Origin of the sequence: Sporosalibacterium faouarense (assembly GCF_016765695.1) — a bacterium.
GTDB classification, from domain to species: domain Bacteria; phylum Bacillota; class Clostridia; order Tissierellales; family VENL01; genus Sporosalibacterium; species Sporosalibacterium faouarense.
This window is the reverse complement of sequence record NZ_JAETGO010000075.1, coordinates 26,048-46,459: the sequence shown is the minus strand read 5'-3', so window position 1 is coordinate 46,459 and position 20,412 is coordinate 26,048. Positions and strand designations below refer to the sequence as shown.

The 20,412-nt window shown below is 30.4% G+C and carries 19 protein-coding genes; 5 read left to right on the top strand and 14 right to left on the bottom strand.

The window, feature by feature from the left end:
- The 4 genes from JMO20_RS14315 to JMO20_RS14300 form a co-directional block, all read right to left on the bottom strand.
- Nucleotides 1-990, bottom strand: a complete 990-nt coding sequence (locus tag JMO20_RS14315) for a substrate-binding domain-containing protein (protein WP_202710375.1) — start codon at nucleotides 988-990, stop codon at nucleotides 1-3.
- 154 nt (nucleotides 991-1,144) lie between these two features.
- Entirely contained in the window at nucleotides 1,145-1,816 is a 672-nt protein-coding gene (locus JMO20_RS14310; protein ID WP_202710374.1) for a DUF1905 domain-containing protein, read from the bottom strand.
- Nucleotides 1,817-1,839: 23 nt separating this feature from the next.
- Nucleotides 1,840-2,709, bottom strand: a complete 870-nt coding sequence (locus tag JMO20_RS14305; RefSeq protein WP_202710373.1) for an AraC family transcriptional regulator — start codon at nucleotides 2,707-2,709, stop codon at nucleotides 1,840-1,842.
- Nucleotides 2,710-2,943: 234 nt separating this feature from the next.
- Nucleotides 2,944-3,639: a cyclic nucleotide-binding domain-containing protein gene (locus tag JMO20_RS14300; RefSeq protein ID WP_202710372.1), complete on the bottom strand. Its 696-nt coding sequence runs from the start codon at nucleotides 3,637-3,639 to the stop codon at nucleotides 2,944-2,946.
- Between the two features lie 191 nt (nucleotides 3,640-3,830).
- Between JMO20_RS14300 and JMO20_RS14295 the strand changes: the two genes are divergently transcribed.
- Together JMO20_RS14295 and JMO20_RS14290 are read left to right on the top strand one after the other, a co-directional pair.
- The gene (locus JMO20_RS14295) at nucleotides 3,831-4,253 is read left to right on the top strand and encodes a DMT family transporter (RefSeq protein ID WP_202710371.1); all 423 of its coding nucleotides are present in this window, start codon (nucleotides 3,831-3,833) and stop codon (nucleotides 4,251-4,253) included.
- Between the two features lie 12 nt (nucleotides 4,254-4,265).
- Nucleotides 4,266-4,724 (top strand): DMT family transporter, encoded by a 459-nt coding sequence (locus JMO20_RS14290; RefSeq protein ID WP_202710370.1) that lies wholly within the window; start codon nucleotides 4,266-4,268, stop codon nucleotides 4,722-4,724.
- A 23-nt stretch (nucleotides 4,725-4,747) separates the two neighbouring features.
- On the opposite strand, the gene JMO20_RS14285 is transcribed toward JMO20_RS14290, so the two are convergent.
- The 3 genes from JMO20_RS14285 to JMO20_RS14275 all read right to left on the bottom strand — a co-directional run bounded on the left by JMO20_RS14285 (nucleotide 4,748) and on the right by JMO20_RS14275 (nucleotide 9,472).
- The gene (locus tag JMO20_RS14285; protein WP_202710369.1) at nucleotides 4,748-6,499 is read right to left on the bottom strand and encodes an ABC transporter ATP-binding protein; all 1,752 of its coding nucleotides are present in this window, start codon (nucleotides 6,497-6,499) and stop codon (nucleotides 4,748-4,750) included.
- Nucleotides 6,492-8,306, bottom strand: a complete 1,815-nt coding sequence (locus JMO20_RS14280; protein ID WP_202710368.1) for an ABC transporter ATP-binding protein — start codon at nucleotides 8,304-8,306, stop codon at nucleotides 6,492-6,494. Before JMO20_RS14280 ends, JMO20_RS14285 begins: the two co-directional genes overlap by 8 nt.
- 206 nt (nucleotides 8,307-8,512) lie before the next feature.
- Nucleotides 8,513-9,472 carry a helix-turn-helix domain-containing protein gene (locus tag JMO20_RS14275; protein ID WP_202710367.1) on the bottom strand — a complete coding sequence of 320 codons (960 nt, stop codon included), beginning with the start codon at nucleotides 9,470-9,472 and terminating at the stop codon, nucleotides 8,513-8,515.
- A gap of 317 nt (nucleotides 9,473-9,789) precedes the next feature.
- Here JMO20_RS14275 and JMO20_RS14270 point away from each other — a divergent pair, with 317 nt between their 5' ends.
- Nucleotides 9,790-10,167 carry an iron dependent repressor, metal binding and dimerization domain protein gene (locus JMO20_RS14270; protein WP_202710366.1) on the top strand — a complete coding sequence of 126 codons (378 nt, stop codon included), beginning with the start codon at nucleotides 9,790-9,792 and terminating at the stop codon, nucleotides 10,165-10,167.
- Between the two features lie 71 nt (nucleotides 10,168-10,238).
- Entirely contained in the window at nucleotides 10,239-11,336 is a 1,098-nt protein-coding gene (locus JMO20_RS14265; RefSeq protein WP_202710365.1) for a YibE/F family protein, read from the top strand.
- A gap of 23 nt (nucleotides 11,337-11,359) precedes the next feature.
- On the opposite strand, the gene JMO20_RS14260 is transcribed toward JMO20_RS14265, so the two are convergent.
- From JMO20_RS14260 to JMO20_RS14230, 7 genes are all read right to left on the bottom strand, one after another.
- On the bottom strand, nucleotides 11,360-12,733 hold the full coding sequence (locus JMO20_RS14260) for an MATE family efflux transporter (RefSeq protein ID WP_202710364.1): 1,374 nt from the start codon (nucleotides 12,731-12,733) through the stop codon (nucleotides 11,360-11,362).
- Between the two features lie 206 nt (nucleotides 12,734-12,939).
- A complete protein-coding gene (locus JMO20_RS14255) occupies nucleotides 12,940-13,467 on the bottom strand; it encodes a hypothetical protein (protein WP_202710363.1) in 528 nt (175 codons plus the stop codon).
- Nucleotides 13,468-13,558: 91 nt separating this feature from the next.
- Nucleotides 13,559-14,212 carry a YidC/Oxa1 family membrane protein insertase gene (locus tag JMO20_RS14250; RefSeq protein ID WP_202710362.1) on the bottom strand — a complete coding sequence of 218 codons (654 nt, stop codon included), beginning with the start codon at nucleotides 14,210-14,212 and terminating at the stop codon, nucleotides 13,559-13,561.
- A gap of 245 nt (nucleotides 14,213-14,457) precedes the next feature.
- Nucleotides 14,458-14,973, bottom strand: coding sequence for a cob(I)yrinic acid a,c-diamide adenosyltransferase (cobO, locus tag JMO20_RS14245; protein ID WP_202710361.1), 516 nt, complete (start codon nucleotides 14,971-14,973; stop codon nucleotides 14,458-14,460).
- A 182-nt stretch (nucleotides 14,974-15,155) separates the two neighbouring features.
- Nucleotides 15,156-17,036, bottom strand: a complete 1,881-nt coding sequence (locus JMO20_RS14240; RefSeq protein ID WP_341534035.1) for a BsuPI-related putative proteinase inhibitor — start codon at nucleotides 17,034-17,036, stop codon at nucleotides 15,156-15,158.
- 124 nt (nucleotides 17,037-17,160) lie between these two features.
- A complete protein-coding gene (locus JMO20_RS14235; RefSeq protein WP_207753512.1) occupies nucleotides 17,161-17,550 on the bottom strand; it encodes a YbaN family protein in 390 nt (129 codons plus the stop codon).
- Nucleotides 17,547-19,352, bottom strand: a complete 1,806-nt coding sequence (locus JMO20_RS14230; RefSeq protein WP_202710359.1) for a PAS domain-containing protein — start codon at nucleotides 19,350-19,352, stop codon at nucleotides 17,547-17,549. The genes JMO20_RS14235 and JMO20_RS14230 overlap by 4 nt, the downstream gene beginning before the upstream one ends.
- A 256-nt stretch (nucleotides 19,353-19,608) precedes the next feature.
- Between JMO20_RS14230 and JMO20_RS14225 the strand changes: the two genes are divergently transcribed.
- Nucleotides 19,609-20,136, top strand: coding sequence for a cupin domain-containing protein (locus JMO20_RS14225; protein ID WP_202710358.1), 528 nt, complete (start codon nucleotides 19,609-19,611; stop codon nucleotides 20,134-20,136).
- Nucleotides 20,137-20,412: the final 276 nt, after the last annotated feature.

The following is a 20,412-nucleotide window of genomic DNA, read 5'->3' as shown; positions in this document are numbered from 1 at the left end:
CTAATTCACTTTTATTATATCTTTATATTCTGATAGGTTTTCTTTGGTTATAACCTCTATCCCAGTATCAATAAAAGTGGTTACTCTATTATTCTCCTTTATATCTAATAGTGTTTTTACACTTTCATATCCTATCTTATATGGATCACTCATTACTGTTCCATAGATTATCCCCTTTTCTATATATCTAGCTATTTCATCGGTGTCTCCATAGCCAATTAACTTTATTTTCTCGACCTTATTCAAGTCAACAATAAGCTGAGCTGACCCAATGGTATCAACTGTATTAGTAGTATAAATAGCATCTATATTCTTGTCATTAATTATTGACTGAGTAATCTCCTCAGCACTTAATATACCTAGTTCAGAAGTATATATATCGACCACTTCCATATTTTTGTAATTCTTGATGATACTTAAAAACCCATTGATTCTTAAATTATGATTTATTGAGTTTTTATTGTTATCATTATTGACTATAATAGCAATATTGGCTTTTCCTTTTGTTGCCTTAGCCATCAATCTACCTGCTTCTTCTCCTAATAAATAACTATTGGCTCCAACAAATGTACTTCTCTTACTGTTTTTATTATCATTTTCTATAGTGATAATTGGTATCTGCTTATAGAATGCTTCTCTTATAAGCTCAGTAAACTTATCTGTATTGACACCATTAGCTATAATGCCATCCACATTGGAAGAAATGGCTATATCTAAAAACATTGTTTCTTCATCAGAATTGGTAAATCTCGGTGAATTGTATTCAAACACTACATTGTATTTATTTGAAGCGTCTTCTATTCCCTTTCTTATATTCTTCCAATAGGGGTCCACTTGATTTTGCCCTATAAAATAAAAATGATGTTTTGGTTTATTTGCACTAATATTAGTGGATTCATCATTTATAAAAAATAGTACAAATATTAAAATTGCAATAAGAATCAAAAGAATTCCCATAGTATAGTTTACAGTTTTATTAGTTACTTTCATAAGTAATTCCCTCTCTAAAAATCTAGTTATTAATATAATTTCTATTTTATGTATAAAATTCCTTTAATTTAAAATAGGAATAAGATAACTAATATGAGCTCACCTTAGCTATCTTATTCCTACAATTCCATATATTCTTTTCCCTTCACAAGAATTAACTCAGAAAGATTTCTAAATATCCAATGATTTTCTCTTTATCATATTCTTCTAATACTCCTAAAGATGGATCATAATATTTACCATTATAAAATAATAAAAGGTGATTGCACCTTTCTAAATGAACATTTAAAATACAACATTTAGGAAGATTTTCAAACCTTGTTTTGCCATAAACCATTTTAGAAGAATGAGAAATTCCATAATAGTCTAAGGTCTCAATCACTTTACTAATAGAGGCTTGCCATTTCCTTGCATTCATAACCTTTACTACTTCCTCCACTGTTATCCCTGCTAACATTGCAACACATGTTTGTCCACACATTCCATCTTGCGGTTGAATAATGCTTTTTATACTGTCTATTATTCTTATAGGATTTTCAATGGTATATGGACTATTCTTATTTATACGAGTTAATCCAGTAATGATTTCAAAGGACATATCTAAGTCCTCAACATTGTCTAACTGACTAATTATCCCCTTGTTAATTGGTATATAATAATATCCTTTTCCTTTAGGTGTAAGCTTACATTCAAAAGTTATATTATTTATTGTCACCACTACAGGAAGCATACCTTTTTGATTACATTCTTCCCATACATTGAAAGGGATTGGAATAAATGTACGTTTCCCTTCTTTCAATAATTCACCTGCAAAATTATATTTCACTTTTTCATCACTTCAATTCTAATTTATTTTATTGCAATCCACACTTTTTGTTTATCATTCTGTAGATAACTTTCTATTACTGGTAGATCGTCCAGTTCATATCCAGAATTAGGTAGCCATTCGGTATAGAACTTTTTATAGATACTTTGGACAGCTTCTGGTAATGTCCCATTTGCTTCAAATATTGCCCATTTTGCTTTAGGAAACTTAAACTCCTCCATATTCTTAGGTGGATTAACCTTTTTACAGTTATCAACTTCAACATGGGTGGTTATACCTAGATAATAATCCATTTCTTTTGATTCTCCCCATTGTCCCCCAACGCTTAGTCCAATCAGTCCTGCAGGCCTCATATCAGCTTTACATAAAAGCTCAAATAATTGCTGCATAGTGCCGTTTGCTCTAGCTGTTTCCCAAATTTGTGGTATGATCTTAAATGCTTCATCTGTTATAATCCTTTTCCTTATTCCTGATACAGTAAAAGCTGGCCACTCTTCAATTTGATAATTCATATAACTATCTCCTTTTATTTTTATTTGAAAGGAAATCTTAGGGCAAGATTTAAGTGAAACCGTATCTGTCCTTACCTTTGATGGTAGAACACCATGAAACTTTTGAAAAGCTCTAGTAAAAGAGTCATGGGAAGTATACCCATACCTCATTGCTATTTCAATAATATTCTCTTTACCATTTAAAATATCAAATGCTGCTAATGTTAGTCGTCTATTTCTTATGTACTCACTTAATGATTTCTCAGCTATATAAGAGAACATTCTTTGAAAATTATATATTGAACATACTGCAAGCTCAGAAATCTTATCGTAAGAAATCTCCTTATCTAGATTATCTTCAACATAATTTACTACATCGTTAATTCGTTCTACCCATTTCATATGTTCTGTCTCCCTCCAAATACATTGTATATTCTATTCCTTTAAAATGACTCGACTTTTTTTGTCGTCATTAGTAGAAATATCTCTATATAACTTCTTCACTTAAAGATTCAACAGAAATATAAAAAAATCCTTTTCTTACCATATAAAATTTAAGCCTAAGAAATATTTAGTATTATGACTTATTGCTTCAACATTTTACAATAACATAAGCATTATGGAGTTATCTATTTCTTATCTATATAAATCTGCTGCTAAATCCCTTAATAATTCTTCATTTATTACTCTAAAAGATTTACTTCTTTTTTCTAATATTCCTTCTAAAACAAGTTCATTTAAGGTTCTTAATAAATGTCTATAGCTGGTTCCTAATAGTTCAGCTATCTCAGTTAAATTCCCTTGAAATTCAATTTTACCAGGGCTACTATCTCCTGTGTTTTTTCCAGTAGCGAGTATATAGCTTGATAGTCTGTTTTTAAGAGGAAAAAGAAGATTTATTGAGCTATTTTTTGAACTCCTGTTTAACTTTTTCCCGAGGGAATTACAGATTATTCTTAGAAACTTAGCATCATTAAGTAAATATTTCTTTGCCCTTTCCATTGATATTCCTATACAATAAGAATCCTCAATAACTTGTACATTTGTTGATGCTTTCTTTATCCCTGCAACTTCTACATCTCCCAATATTCTAAAGCTATCATAAAAGCAAAGCAATAATGACTTACCATTGCTTAATGTAACGTATACCTTTGCTTTACCTTCTACAAAAAAGAATATATTCTTAATTTCATCTGTTTCTTTACATATATGCTCGCCTTTTTTAAATAAAAAAAGCTCCATAAAGTTACTCATATCCCTTGAAAAAATTTCATCAATTTTATGCTTCTTAATATAGTAATTCATAATCCTTAAATTATTAACCTTTATCATATATTCACCTTCTACTTTTTATTATCTGAGGAGATTGCATATTTACAAATTAGATATATTTTTTATAAATTTAGTATTTAATTTCTTTATCTAAAAAATTTTATCGTATTTAGTATGACATATGTCATAACTAATTACAACAATTTCATGATAAATTGAACTTAGAATTTAGTGAAGGGAGTAGAATTAATATGAACAATTTGGTTTCAGCATTCATAGGAGCATTAATTTCTCTAATGATTATGATAAATGGAACATTAGCTAATTTCTTTGGAAACTATGTATCAACAATTATCATTCATATTGTTGGACTTTTTTCAATTGTTGCAGTGATTATAATAAGCAGATCAAAAATTAAGATCCATAATCAAATTCCTTTATATTTGTATAGTGCTGGTGCAATAGGGGTTTTTACAGTTCTTTTTAACAATTTTGGATTCTCAATATTGGGAGTATCAATTCCTTTAGCTCTAGGGTTACTTGGTCAGTCCCTTACATCTATTATTATTGATCACTTTGGTTTGTTGGGAATGAAAGTTGATAAATTTAACAAGAAAAAGTACATTGGATTATCGTTAATTATTTTAGGAATCTTTATCATGACTATTTCTTAAGGGGGTAAAAACATGTTTTATATAGCCATTTTATTATCAATTCTAGCTGGGGTCTCAATCGTATTAGCTAGAATAATAAATGCTAATCTAGCAAAGCACATTGGACTTCTCCAAGGCACTTTTTTCAACTATATAATTGGTTTATTCGTTGCATTAATAGTTTTTCTACTGGTAAATAAACCCTTTACAATCAACAATTTATCTTTTAGCTCTTTGCCTTTATGGGCTTATCTAGGTGGATTGGTTGGAGTATTAGTTGTTGGATTGTCAAGCTATATGACCCATAAAATTCCCACTTTCTATTTAACCTTACTCATTTTTATAGGTCAATTATTTGCTGGAATTATTATTGATTATCTTAGCTTAAACCAAGTATCTATTGGTAAAGTTATGGGAGGACTCTTAGTTCTGTCTGGCTTAAGCTATAATTTAATATTAGATAAGAAAAAGAATGAGAAGCTTAGAGCCTAAACTTCTCATTCTTTTTCATTATTTTATACACTCCATCCCAAACTTTTTTGCTGCAGATTATAAAGCTTCTCATATAATCCTTTATTATTAATCAATTCACTATGTGTTCCTTCTTCCACAGCTTTCCCTTTATTAAGTACAATTATTTTATCTGCACCAGCTACAGTTCTTAATCGGTGAGCAATCACAATTACTGTTTTTCCTTCTATAAGCTTTGAAATTGCCTGCTGAATAAACACTTCATTTTCGGGATCTAGAGAAGCAGTTGCTTCATCAAGAAGAACAATGGGAGCATCTTTTAGTAATGCCCGTGCAATTGATATCCTTTGCCTTTCTCCTCCAGAAATAGTGCTTCCATTTTCTCCTAAAATAGTCTGATACCCATTTGGGAGATTACTTACAAATTCGTCGCAGCATGCCGCCTTTGCTGCAGCCATAATCTCTTCATCAGTAGCATTCAAATTCCCTATGCGAATATTGTTATAAACGGTATCGTTAAAAAGTACAACATCTTGAAATACAATTGACATATATCCCATTAGATGTTCTGGATCTAGAGTTCTGATATCAATTCCCCCTATTTTTATTACGCCTTTATTAACATCCCAGAATCTGGCTATTAGCTTTGCAAGGGTACTTTTACCACTTCCAGATGGACCCACTAGCGCAGTAATGCCATTAGATGGTATAGAAATATTCATATCATCAATGACTGTTTTATCGGTAGAGAGCTCTCCAGTGTAGCTAAAAGATACATTATGAAAATCTATGTTGTAATCAATAATTTGCTTTTCTTTATCTCCTTCCATAATAGGTGTTGTAAATAAAGTTCTCATTCGTTTAGTAGAAGTTTGCATATACAGTAACTCAGGTAGAAGGGTGAGCTCTGTAAGTATTGGTCCATATATCCTTACTACGATTAAGAAAAACATAAGTAGGGGAATTAGTTCAATTTTACCTCCTGTTAAAAGATAAGTTCCTACAAAAACTGTAAGCCCTATACCCATCTGCACAATAATTTGTGCTCCTGTAACAAATATTCCTGTTCCAAACTCCATTTTTATAGCCATATCCTTCATTAATCTTAAGGCTTGGTCTAATGTATTAAATCTAGCTCCCTCTAATCCGCAAGACTTAATTACTTTAATCCCTTCTAAGTATTCTTGCACTTTATCTGATGCTTCTAGTTTTGATTCTATATGCCTCTCACTTAATCTCTTCTGGATTTTTCTACTTAATACAATAATCAGAAAAGCAATAGGGACTGTACAAAAAACAGTCAATGCCATTCTCCAATCAAAAATAGCAAGTGCAATACAAACTATTAAAATAGAGATGCCATTTGCCATAAGCTGAGGTATAATATGACTCAACACATGCTCACTTGTTGCACAATCTCCCATAATATTAGTTGTAAGCTCTGATAAATTCTTTGTATTAAAGAAATTCATGGGAAGCTTTCTAATATGCTCAGCAACACGGATTCTAACGGCCTCCGATTCCTTATATGAAGCCACATATGTTTTTTTATAGTCATTTTTATTTGATAAAAATACAATCCCTGCCGCTATTATACCTAGCCCAAAATAAATCCACATTTTCATCCAAGATATTTGCTGTCCCATTAAAGGTTTTAATAATTCTGCAAATATCTGAATAGTAATTCCAAAAGGTAGCATTAGAGAGAGATTAGTAAGGGTACAAGCTGCAATAGCCTTCTTTAAATCTGAGTACCCTTTGTCGGTAAGCATTAGTTTGTCTTTTAAATTAAACATTCATCTCAACCCCCTTTGTACTATCTATTTTCCACTGTAATGATTTTGTATACATTTCCCACATATCATTGTACTTTCCTTTTTTCTCCAATAGCTCACTATGAGTCCCTTTCTCTACTAATCTACCTTTATCCATTACAATAATCTTATTAGCTCCACGTATAGTAGACAATCTATGAGCAATTATAATAACAGTTTTATCTTGCATCAGTTTTTCAAAGGCTTTCTGTATTAAATATTCATTTTCAGGATCTGCAAAAGCAGTAGCTTCATCTAAGACAATAATAGGAGCATCTTTGACAATGGCCCTAGCTATAGCAACTCTTTGCTGTTCCCCACCTGAAAGATGCACTCCTCGTGTACCTATTACAGTATTATAGCCTTGTGGCAACTTTATAATGAACTCATGACACTGTGCTGCTTTAGCTGCTGCAATCACCTGCTCATCCGTTGCTTCTTGATTACCAATTCTTATATTATCCATAATACTTTGCTTAAATAAAAATACATCCTGAAATACAAAGCTTACCTTATTCATCAAATAATCAATTTTTATATTTCGAATATCTGCTTCCCCAATTCTAATCGAGCCTTCTGAAATGTCAAAAAATCTAGGAACCAAATGAGCTATAGTACTTTTACCGCTACCTGAAGGACCCACTATTGCAGTAACCTCTCCTTGTTCAGCCTTAAATGACACATCGGTTAATGCTGCTGTACTTTTATCTTTATCATAAGAGAAAGAAACATTTTTAAATTCAATCTCATGATTCCTGCAGGTTTCAGTAGCACTAGCTTCTGGCAAAACTGAAGTATTAAGAACGTTATCCATCCTTTCAATCCCGCTATAAATCTGCATCATATTACTAGAAACATATAAAATTTTCATCATCACCGATGAAATAGATGGGACAAAGATAAGATAAAAAATAAAGGTTAATGCATATTGAGAATAGTCCGTTGTATTCAAGCCAATTAGTACTCCTACTGGTATGATAAAAAGATAAATATTATTTACAATTGTTAAGAATCCTGACATGTAATTTTCCCAACTCAAAGTATAAGGCAATACAAACCTAGTATAAGCTTTGATAGTTTCATGTAATCTGCGAAATGAATATACTGTCTGCTTAAAGGCTTTAACAACAGAAATCCCGCGGATATATTCCACTGATGCATTATTCATCTCTTCTAAAGCAGTTTGATATTCTTCCATCATTGCCTTTGCTCCATCGTTTCCATAAGCTCTAAATTGTAATACAAAGGCAATTATGATACCAAAAGCCGCTGCTATACCAAAACGCCAATCAATGGTGAGTAAGACAATAAACATCACAATAGGCGCTACCATGGAGGCTACAATATCTGGAAGCTGATGGGCAATAAAGCCTTCAATTTTTTCAATATTTTCGTCCATAACTTTACGCAATTTCCCACTTCCATAGTTTAAATGGAATCCAAGGGGAAGCTTAGCAATATGGGAAGCGAAGTTCACCTTCAACTCATATAGTGTTCCAAATGCAGCTAGATGGGAGCACACTAAGGCTAAGAAATAGAGTATAACATTTCCTAATACTCCTCCTAGTGCAATCCACCCAAAGCCAAGTGTTCTTTCTAAATCTAAGTTTGTAAACTCAGGATAAACACTTAGCATCTCTTTAATAATAAAATAAATTGCTATATAGGGTATAAAAGAAACAATGGATGCTAAAGCAGATAAAACTACAGAGCTTATCACCAATGGCTTTTTACTTGAAGCAAGCTCTAAAAGTCTGGATATCCCATTTTTCGAACTAGTTTGATTCATTGTTCACACTCCTTTCAATAATTCAATGAAGCTTATTGAATAGCTAAAAAGTTTTGTAGTTTATTACGTTTGTAAAGTTAGAGCATTCTAACTTTTAGCTATAATAAAAGCGCCTTTCAGCATCAATTGAGAATCATTATCGTATAGCGTTATTATAACAAAATTCTATATAGCCATCTGCTCCATGTAGTCAAAATATACTCCAATTAGACAACTTGTTTTCGATATTTTGAAGGAGCCATACCCATTATTTTTTTAAAAGCTGCAGAAAATTTACTAGGATTAGCATATCCTACCCTACCGGCAATATCAGTAATATTAGCATTAGTTTCTTTCAACATTATAGCAGCTGTATGAATACGATAAGAACGTATATATGCATAAACTGATTTCCCATATACCCCCTTAAAACACAGTTTTAAAGATGTGAGAGACATCTCAAATATTGTAGATAATTCATCTAAAGTAAAATGTTTATCTAAGTTTTTTGTTATATATTTCATTATTAATTTTACTTTCTCAACTTGTCTTTTAGGAAAATAAACTCTTTCTTCACTATCTTCTGATTCATCTAGAGCACTGAGAAACAAAAGGAGTTCAAGAACTTTAATCTTAAAATAATTATTTCTAATTGTGTCCGGTACTGTATAAAGCTCAGAAAAAATATGTTCTATTGATTTATCTGCACGCATAATAAACGTTTTATTATTTGAACAAAATTTTTCACAAAGCTTTTTTACATCTATGGAAAATTCACCAAAAGCTTTTGAGAGTGAGTTTGTTGCTTTATCAATATATACTGCAATAGTAATTCCATGATAATGAGAAAGAGGAAATCCAAAACCAATGTCATGACTTTCTTTTAAATTTATCTGAAAATCTCCCTCTTCTAAATACAAGTATGATCCATTTTTAAATTGCCATTCTATACGTCCTTCCTTGCAGTGATCAATTCCTAACATTTCTACCTTTGGTTGAAATTTTGATAAGCAATTTTGCATATGAAAATCATTATATATCAAATCAATACCAGGAAAAACCTTATAACAAGTCATTGTCCCTTCTCCACTACCATCCTTCATTTTATATATTGTACACTCAGCATCTTCTTTTACAGTAATCATATTATCACAATAAAAGGCATCTCCTTTTAATCTATCTTCCATTTTACTTCACCACTCCCTATATAATTATAAAAATACTCTTATTCTTGATGACTTTTTGTAATATTCTATTTTAGAATTATATACTTATATATATGATATAATGTTAGAGTACTCTAACATTATATCATATGGTTTCCAAAATTTACAACAAACCATAAACTTAATTATCACTCTATCTTTATTTTCTAAGTATATTAGTATATACTAATGTTATTAAATATTATTACAACAATATTATTGAAATGTTATTGAGTTTAAATTATAACTTATAATAAATTTGGGATTATACAGTAATGTAATAGTTTGGAGGGATATAAGTGGAAAAACTTACATTTACAATGGAAAACTACCTTGAAGCAATATATGAACTATCGATTCAAGAAAATGGAGCACGTGTTTCAGATATAGCTGCCCGTATGGGAGTTACAAAGGCAAGTACTAGCAGTGCCATGTCTACCCTCGCAGAAAAGGGTCTTATAATAAATGAAAAATATAAAGAAGTAGTCCTTACTCCAGAAGGCTATAAGCTAGCCAAAACTGTTTCAAAAAAACATCATGTAATACAGGGATTCTTGACTAAAATTCTAAGAGTAGATCCTTCAATTGCCGAAACTGATGCCTGTGCAATTGAACATGTAATAAGTAATGACTCTATCAAAGCCATGGAGAAATTCATGCATACAGAAAAAAAGTAACTGCTTTTTTCTTACTAAAACTAGTTCTGTTTGTCCACCTCCTTTCATAATTATTAAAGGGAGGTGTTTTTTTGACTAAAAGAATTTTCTCTATAATAATAATTTTAATGATAATTTTTAGTACTGTATGGGCTTCTTCAAATCCTAATCAAGTTAAAGCAGAAGTTATTTCTATTGAAAAGAATCCTTCTTTTGCAGGGACTGATATTAACAATCAATTAGTAAAAGTTAGAATTTTAGAGGGAAAATATAAAGATCAGATTATCACACTAGAAAGACTTATAATTGAATATTCAACTCATAGCTATGTTTTAGAAAGAGGAGATACAGTTTTAATTGAAGTTTATTTAGAAAATAACTCTTTACAAGGAAGCCTAATAAATATTTGGAGAGTTGAACAGTTAAAAACCTTAGGTATAATATTTCTAGTGTCTTTAATTGTTTTTGGAAGATTAAAGGGTGTGCTATCACTAACTGCACTTATTTTTTCTGGATTTATTATTATAAAGTTCTTAATCCCTTATATTCTAAAAGGATATAACGCTGTAGTACTTTCAATAATTTGTGCTATATTAATAAGCGTTGTAAGTTTTATATTGATTTCAGGCTTTACTAAAAAAAGTTTAATTGCAATTTTAGGTACAATTGGTGGAACTGTCACTGCAGGTATATTGTCACATATTTATATAAACTCTACCAAAATAACAGGTCTTGCTAGTGAAGATGTTATGTTCATTGTGTCAAACCTAGGTATTAAATTGGATTATAGAGGATTATATATGGGTGCTATTATAATTGGAACGATTGGTGTAGTAATGGATGTTAGTATGTCAATAACATCATCAATATTTGAAATTAAAAGTCAATCTCCAAATATAAAATTTGGAGGATTACTTCAATCTGGATTAAAAATAGGAAAAGATGTAATGTCAACAATGGTAAACACCCTTGTTTTAGCATATGTTGGTAGCTTTATGCCTTTATTAATAATATACTTATCTTCTAATTCTAGTTTTTTATATTCAATAAATACTGAGCTTATGGCAGTAGAGATAATTAGATCTTTATGTGGCAGTATTGGTCTAATATTCACTATTCCTTTGACTTGCTTTATTGCAGCTTATTCAGTTCATAATGATAATAATAAACGGAGATTTCCTTATAAATAAGTCGGCAAGATAAAATCCATCTATTAGTTTTTCTCTAGTACAAGCTCAGTTTTATAAATATTCTTCGTTTTATATAGAATTAGACTAAGTACAAATCTAAATACTAAATCAAAACACATAACAACCCAAATTGCAACAATGTCCATATGAAGCCAATAAGTTAAGATTAAAGAAATAGGGATTCTAACAATCCATAACCCTGCTCCAGCTACAAACATGGGCACCCTTGTATGACCTGCTCCCCTTAAAGCTCCATTTAAAACTCCTGATAAATTTTGAGGAATTTGAACTATTCCCATCAATACTAAGTATATAGAGCCTAATTTAATTACATCTGCTTGGTTAGTTAAAAGTCCAAGAATGATATGGGGAAACCCTACCAATAAAATTACACTCAAACTGGTTATAATCATTGATCCTTTAATAGTTTCTTTTAGATAGGTTCTGCCTAATTTTTCTTTTCTTGCACCCAATGCTTGACCTATAAATGCAGTGGCAGCAATACTAAAGCCAGCAGCTGGCATATATGAAATTGATTCTGCCTGTAAACCCACTTGATAAGCCGCCAAGGCAGTATTTCCAAATGTCATAATAATTTTAGTTAAAATAATAGATGATACCTGCCAGAAAATCGACTCCAATGCCGATGGCATTCCTACTTTATAAATAGATAATACTTCTTTTATATCCAGCTTAAAAAATCTCTTATTAAGTAATGTACTTAATACACCTTTTTTGTTAAATAATACGTAAATACCTAACATAGCTGCTGTGACCTGGGATATTATAGTAGCAATGGCAGCTCCTTTGAGACCTAATTTAGGCAGCCCAAAATTGCCAAATATAAAACCATACCCAAAAATAATATTAGTTATATTCATAATTAGTGCAATCAACATAGGTGTTCTTGCATTACCCATTCCTTGTAGCACACCTGCTACTACTAACATAATAGCTAAGAATGGTAGTCCCCATGAGACAATTCTCAAATAAGCAATGGAGTCATGCATCAAATTAGGATCGGGATTATAAATCCCTAATAGCATTGGTGCTTTCCAAAATACAAATTGTTGTAACAAAATTACAAGGATGATTGACGACAAAAGTGTCTGCTGAATAACTTTCTTCAATCTACTATGATTTTGAGATCCATAGGCTTGAGCAACAAATACACTTGCTCCCATTGTAACTCCTTTAAACAGTGCCCATATTATTTTAGTCAATCTATCACTTAATCCAAAGGCACCTATAGCTAATGTGTCTATACGCCCTAGCATACCCATAGAGACAAAGCCTGCCACCATAACCAATATATTTTCCATAGTAATGGGTAAAATCATAGAATAGATTTTTCTTCTAACCTCTTTTTTATTTGCATTTAAATGGGTATCTTTCATATTCAATTTCTCCTTAATATTATTTATTTAGATACCCTAAATTATATAGAATTTTATATTAAATTACACTTTAAATTTTTTTCATATTTTAAAAATTATGTATCAAATATAAAAGACATTAACTCAAAATTAGATAATCTAACTAAGCTAATGCCTTTTATAGACTTATTTTTAAATTTAGTGAAATATTCTAATTTCCATTAACCTTAATGTACTAAAGCTTTTATTACAACAACTATAGCTCCAATTAGCATATTAATAGCTCCAATAAAAAAAGAGTTATATTTTGATTTGTTTGAATATTTACCTACTAAAAATCCATATAGGAATAAAGCACCTAGCCCTGCAACCTTTGCAAACAAAAATGCTTTTTCAATTGAAATAAATCCAAATAGGGCAAAGAAAAAAATAATAGTAGGTATATGAGAACCTATTCCGATAGGTGCTATTTCATAAAACAAATTTTTCAGCTTTTTTATAGTAAGTTTTTCTTTTGATACAATTCTATCTGCAATCATTTCTGAGTAGAAATGAGCTATGGCAAAAGCTAACACTGTTGTAAGTAATGATACTATTACTTGACCAGGGGTCTTTTGTTGTTTATCTAGAGCTACTATTAGAGACATCACTATTAGTGTTCCATATAATCCTTGTGAAACAAATTTCCTAATATAATTACTTGGATCCTTCTTACTTTGAATATGTTTCTTTACTCTATGATATCTTAAATGCAATATTTAAACACTCCTTAGCCCTCTATCATTGATAAATATGTTAAGTTAAGCTTAAAATATTTATAATTAAGTCTAATCATCACTTTATTTACTATCTTGTAATCTCAACTTGTTTTAAATTAGGTTTATTTATTAATATTTGCTGAACTGCTTGGAATATATTGCTGGTCACCCAGTATAGAGCTAATCCAGCAGGAAAGCTTCTCCCCCAAATAAAGATCATAACGGGCATAATATATTTCATAACATTTAGTTGTGTCTTTTGTTGATTATTTGTATTTGGCATTATTGCACTAGATAAATAAGTAGTTATTCCCGCTAATAAAGGTAGTATCCATGGGTCCGATTGAGATAGGTTAGGTACCCATAAAAAAGCTGCTTGTACCACTTCTTGAGTAAAACCAAAATCCATAGGATTTCTTAGTACTGTAAATAATCCTATTATAACTGGAAACTGAATTAATAATGGTAAACAACCTCCAAAGGGACTTACATTATTCTCCTTATAAAATTCCATCATTTTAATATTCATTTGCTCTTTATCATCTTTATATTTTTCTTGTAGTTCTTTAATCTGTGGTTGTATTTCCTGCATTTTCTTCATAGATTTTGATTGTTTTATTGTCAAAGGAATCATTGCAAGTTTTACAATTATTGTAAATGTAATTATTGAGATACCATAATTCCCAACCACATCAAAAATCATTTTCAGAAGCGCACCTAATGGTTGTACTATAACATTCAAATTTAAAACCTCCATAATAACTTTTTAGTAATAATAAATATAAAAAAAGAGTTGAAGTTTCACTTTTTACTCCCCTCAATTTTTAATATGATTTTATTGTAAAGTAATAATATGAACTCAATATGAACTATAATAATTAATACTTTAATTTTATTCTAAAAAAATACAATAAAAAACTAAAGCTATAGATAAAAGTATGGCTATAGCTTTAGTTTTTTATTGTGATTATCTTTATACCATTTACCTCACCTTTCTATTCCTTCTCTTGCTTCAACACCTTTTTGATAATAGTGTTTGATTTCTTGCATCTCTGTTACTAAATCTGCTAACTCTATCAATTCTTGTGGTGCATACCGCCCGGTTATAATAACCTCTACATGGGATGCTTTATTTTTTAGCATATCTATAGTTTCTTCTACAGAAAATAGCTTATAATACAACGCTATAGTTAACTCATCTAGAACTACTATGTCGTATTTCCCTTCAGATAATACTTTCTTACATACTTCAAGCCCTTTTCTTGCTGCGTCTATATCCTCTTGAGTTGGATCATTATAAATAAAACAATTTCTCCCAAACTGATGTATTTCAAAATTAGGTAAATGATCTACTGCCTTCGTTTCATTATATTTCATTCCCTTTACAAATTGTCCAAAATATACCTTTTTGCCGGAACAAATTGCTCTTAGTGATAACCCTAATGCAGCAGTTGTCTTACCCTTACCGTTCCCTGTGTAAATATGAGTATATCCATTTTCCATTTAAAACACCTCTTTAATAATTATTTATAAAAATAACTCCTATCTTTAATAACCATTATAATTATTTTAGAAAAGGAGTCAAGTATAGACCATGATTAAATCGTTATGACTAAATAACAATAAGTCGACAAGGTAAACTCTTCCTAGTCGACTTATTAATAATCCATTATATTTCTTCAAGGCTATTTTAAACTATCACCTATCCATGTTATTGCATTTCCATTATCTCCATAAGCTACAAAGCTATCTATAATACCCTCTCTATCGAGGAAAATACTCTTGTATTCATTAAGATTGTCATCTCGGAGTACTTTATTTCCCTGTGGCAATTCAATTACAAACATATTTGTATTATTTTCTCCTAATATAAAATATGATTTTCCTTTTTCTTGAAACCTTTGTTTATCATGCTCCCAATCTGATTTTGCTATATGATGTAATGTAAAGAATCTTGCTTTCTGATTATTCTTAGCTAAATACATGAATTGAACTGAATTAATCCCAGATTCTTCTACTATTTCTCTTTTAATTGTAAACTTTCCATACCAGCTTTTAGGTATGCTAAATTTATACCCTTCACTATAATTAGAATAGTCCTTCATAACTGGCTCAGATACTAATCTTCCTTCATCATCTAGTTTGTACCAGCAATTAATCCAAGGTATTGCTGCCATAGGCAAATCATCGGTTTCTGGTGGTGCAGATTGTATTCCAATCTCTATTACACCGTCGTTATTTACATCCTGGCTTTCAAGCGGATAAGGTTTGAAAGTGAGCTGCAATTCATCATCACCTTTTTCCTTTAATGCGCTTTTATATTCTCCATTTTCTTTAATGAAAACCTCTGTAATTGCCGAATGGGCTCCCACAACCATATCAGCAAAGATACCCTTCTGTTCTCGACTAACTCCACCTATTGCTATATTATATGGGAAAGAACTATATTTAAATTCTTTTTCAAATTCTAGTTTATAGGCATTATCAAATAAGCTATATACTTGTAGTTTCACTGAAGGCATTTCATTATCTAAACTTATCAAGGTGGCTATATCTAATTTACTATCTTCATCCAAATTCCCTATTGAGAATCTTTCATAATATAAACTGTTAATTTCTTCATATGTTCTATTATTAAGCTTATAAATTAATAATTTATTGTTGTTATTTTCGTCTTGTCCACCAATAAGTATATCTAGTTTATCATTTCCATCTATATCGTGGAAACCAACATAATTTAAACTATTACCATATCCTTCGATTTTGTTTTTTAGTTTCCAACCTAATGCATCTTGCTCTATTACAATAGCACCAACACTAGATTGTCCTTTATAAAATGCTACAATTTCATCATTACCATCTTTATTTAAATCTATTTGAGTAAAGCTTTCACCTTGCTGCGACTCTTTAGGAGTTGTAAACTCAGTACCTTCTGGCAAAAAATTCTTAGCTATCTGTTTAACTTCTTCCTTACTAAACTCTTGCAATCTAAAATCTATTATAGTCGTTAATGAGTTTCGACCAGTCTTTCTATCATTTTCTCCGGTCCTCGCTGCAACAGTAATTTTAGCCTTATATTTTCCTGTAGTTAGCTTTTCTCCTTTTTTATTAGTCATATCCCATGAATCTTGCCATTTCAAAGACTCGCCTGGACTAATGCTTTTATACACAAGAGCCATTGTAAAGAACTTACCTTCAGAATATTTGTATACTTCTTTTCCTGCTTCATCAGTTATAATAATCTCATACTGCTGTCCAGAACCAAATTCCAATTGTATAGCATCTGTATAATGGTTCATTAATTCAAAATCAAATATGACCTTACCATCTTTAATCTCGTAGCTTCCTCTAGTTTCTAGCTTACCTTTTACAATAGATTGTTCATCAAACTTTGGTTTAGTAACTATAGTATCATTTTCATCACCTATAGCTGTCTTTTCAATATTAGTAATTCTATCATTATTATCTATAGAAGACATATTTGTAGCTAGAGAAACTGATGGAATTACTAATCCTGCAGATAAAACACCTGATATAACAACATTTCTAACAACTTTTTTTTTCACAGAACCACACCTCTTATCATTTTCTTCTTACAACTTTAGACGATTCCAAAAGTATTTTGTTCCATAATTTTATTTCATGTTTATTATTTTAATTAAAAGTAAAATAGCTACAAATAAAATAAATTTACTCGTAGCTGTCTACTTTTAAAGTCTTTCTGGTCCAAATATATGTGGAAACAGTTACAGCTATAACTATAAGCATTAATCTAAGAATAATTTTATCAATAACAAATACAATAGAAAAGCCTATAGTTATCCAGATTAAAAATATGGCTTTTTTCTTTGATTTCATAGATACTCCTTTTCCTGAAACATACTCTTGAACATAGGGCCCTAAGTATTTATTCGAAAGTATGAAATCATATAACTTTTTACTACTCTTCATAAATACAAAAAGTGAGAATAACAAAAAAGGAGTAGTTGGAATTATGGGTAAAATAATACCAATAATTCCGAACACTAAACTTATACTTCCAATAATAATCAGTAAGATTCTTTTCATTTTCTCTTTCAAACTTCCTTCGTTTTTGAGTTTATTTCTTCCACAATTTTATTTATGAGATATTGAGGCTCAAAATTGCCCCTTTCACTAATCATTTCCAGGGTAGCTATTGATGACATTGTTTTAAAAATTACAGGATTTTTTAATTTGCTGAATTTAGGAGATAAGTTGAATAAAAATTCCTTTATAAAGGGATACTTTTTAACCAAATCGCCAATTATTGTTTCCTTTGAAATGCCATATTGATTATTTGTCTTTTCTTGTTCACTATCTATGCTATTATCTAGTCCACTATTATCTAGTCCACTATCATCTTGTTTTTTATCACTCCACGATAATAATCTTTGACTTCCTTCAAGACTTCTAATATGAGTTACATCTTGCATCATCTCTAGTACACCTCTAAAGTTCCCTTCTTTATCTCTTACCGCATTATATATGATATATATAAATTTTCCACCCATTTCTAGCCAAAATTCTGCCTCATCGTGCTCTCCATTTCTAAAGGCTTCAATAATTTCTTCAACTGTGTCTACACTTTCCCTTGGATGACAATTTTGAACCTTTCTTCCAATTACACCTGCACTTCTTGGAAATACTCTATGTTTAGTATCACTATAGAATTTTACAATTTCATTTTCATCCACATAAGACAAATCTACTTGTAAATGTTTGAATATAAGGTTAATTTGTTCTAGAGTCAGCTTTCCTTGACTAACATCTAAAGCATCATTGTTTGATGTAGAATTAAGGATTCCATGCTTTTGAAGAACATTTGATAAATCCTTCACTAATTCACTATCACTAGAGATTTTATCCTTGTCTTCTATTTCTTCATTATCATAGGGAAGAGGTTTTTCTATTAAGCAGTATCCTATTTCATCATCTCCTTTTCTCATTTCAACAAAATCCTCATGAGAAAGTAAATCCATAGATGTTGGATAGAGAATTTCTTCTTCTTTTACCATCATATCTTCTACCATTTCAATTACTTCGTCCTGTAGTTTTAAAAATTCATTATCTTTGTCAAACTCCAAGTATTTCTTAGACCTACTAATAATATCTTTTATATTATTATCTAATGTCCACATAACCTTTGAAGGCTTATCAAAGCCTTTTTTTTCTAAGGCTGAAAACAACTGATTTTGTTTCCTTGAAAAATGTATATTTATTTCATTTAATTTATCATATAACTCTGCCCATTGATTTTTTATAAACTTCCTCTTAAGCATTTCTTTCATGTCATCTAGTACTTTTCTGATTGCGTCAACTTCATCAAGATAAGTTCTAATAGGATGTCCAGATGGCAGATTTAATTTATTAGTTACTAATATTCCATCGAAAATCTCTAATATTTCATCCATTCTTTCAGCTAACTCATCATCTGAAATTCCATGCTGCTGGAGATATTGTTCACAGATAGCAAATTCTTGTGCAGTTACCTCTTTAATATTATTTTTCATTTTCTTCTTAGCTTCTTCTAGAGAAATATTTCCCTTTAAATAATTTAGTTTAATATCAATTATTTTTTTCATTTTACTTTCGTCAATGTTTAAGTACTCTTCCATTTGAAGTTTTTTTAACTTTTTCTTTGGAGTAAAATATGCATGATATTCTTCATCACTTATTTTTTCCACATACTTATCAAATCCTTTATCTTCCATCATTTTATACATGGGAAATGGTTCAAAATCTTTAATAATATGAATTCCTTCATTAGGTTTTAAATCCTGAATTGCTTTAGTTATACAATCTCTAAATGTTTCATGTTCTCCACGGCCGTCAATGGTGATATAATTAATTTCTTTATTCATTTAGCTAACACCCTTTCTATTGATTTTTTACTTAAACAATAGTCTTTTTAAAATCTAATAATTTTATGACTGCTAATATTTTATTAAAATAATTATTTCTCTTATATTTAATATACCATTTATTGCACTTTTTAATATGTGACTGCTGTCACAAAATAGGAAAATTAAACTATCTACATCTCCTATAAACTAATTAAAGAACCATATTTAATATTGTGCATATTATAGTATAAAGTCTATGAAAGGAATGAGTAATATGTACTATAGGACATATCCATGTCATCATTATATGAATAGATCAATGTACAATGGATATGGAACATATCCTTATTGGAGTAACCAGCCAATATACAATCCATATTCTATGAACCCTCCTACTAAGATTAAGGACTATGGACCAAATCCTTTTGTTATTAATATTGATAAAGCCACCAAAGAGAATATTAATTTTCGTACTGCTTTATGGACCGGAGAGCATTTACAGGTCACTTTGATGAGTCTTAATGTTGGAGAAGATATAGGTTTAGAGGTCCATCCCACTGTTGATCAGTTCATACGCATTGAAGAAGGCCAAGGCCTTGTCAAAATGGGAGAAGATAAAACTAGGTTGGATTTTCAAGCACAAGTCTATGATGACTATGCAATAATGGTTCCTGCAGGAACATGGCATAATATAATCAATACTGGATATAAACCTCTTAAACTATACACTATTTATGCTCCTCCTGAGCATCCTCATGGAACTATCCATCAAACTAAAGCAGATGCTGAAGCCGAAGAATAGTTTCAAATTAAGAATGTAATCTTTAGCTTAATGCTTTCTTCAATAAAATATTCATAAAAGACTCCAGTATATGTTATTATTTTGCCTTAATTTTTTAGTAATTATTAATGATAGGCATATAGGTTACCCAATGTGCAAATGAAATAAGTTCATAGTAAATTACACCTTGAAATTTTCAAATATTTTACAAATCATTATTTATATATATTAAATTCACCATAATAAATAGCAAAAAATAAAATCATAACCACTCGTAAATCTAGTGGTTATGATTTG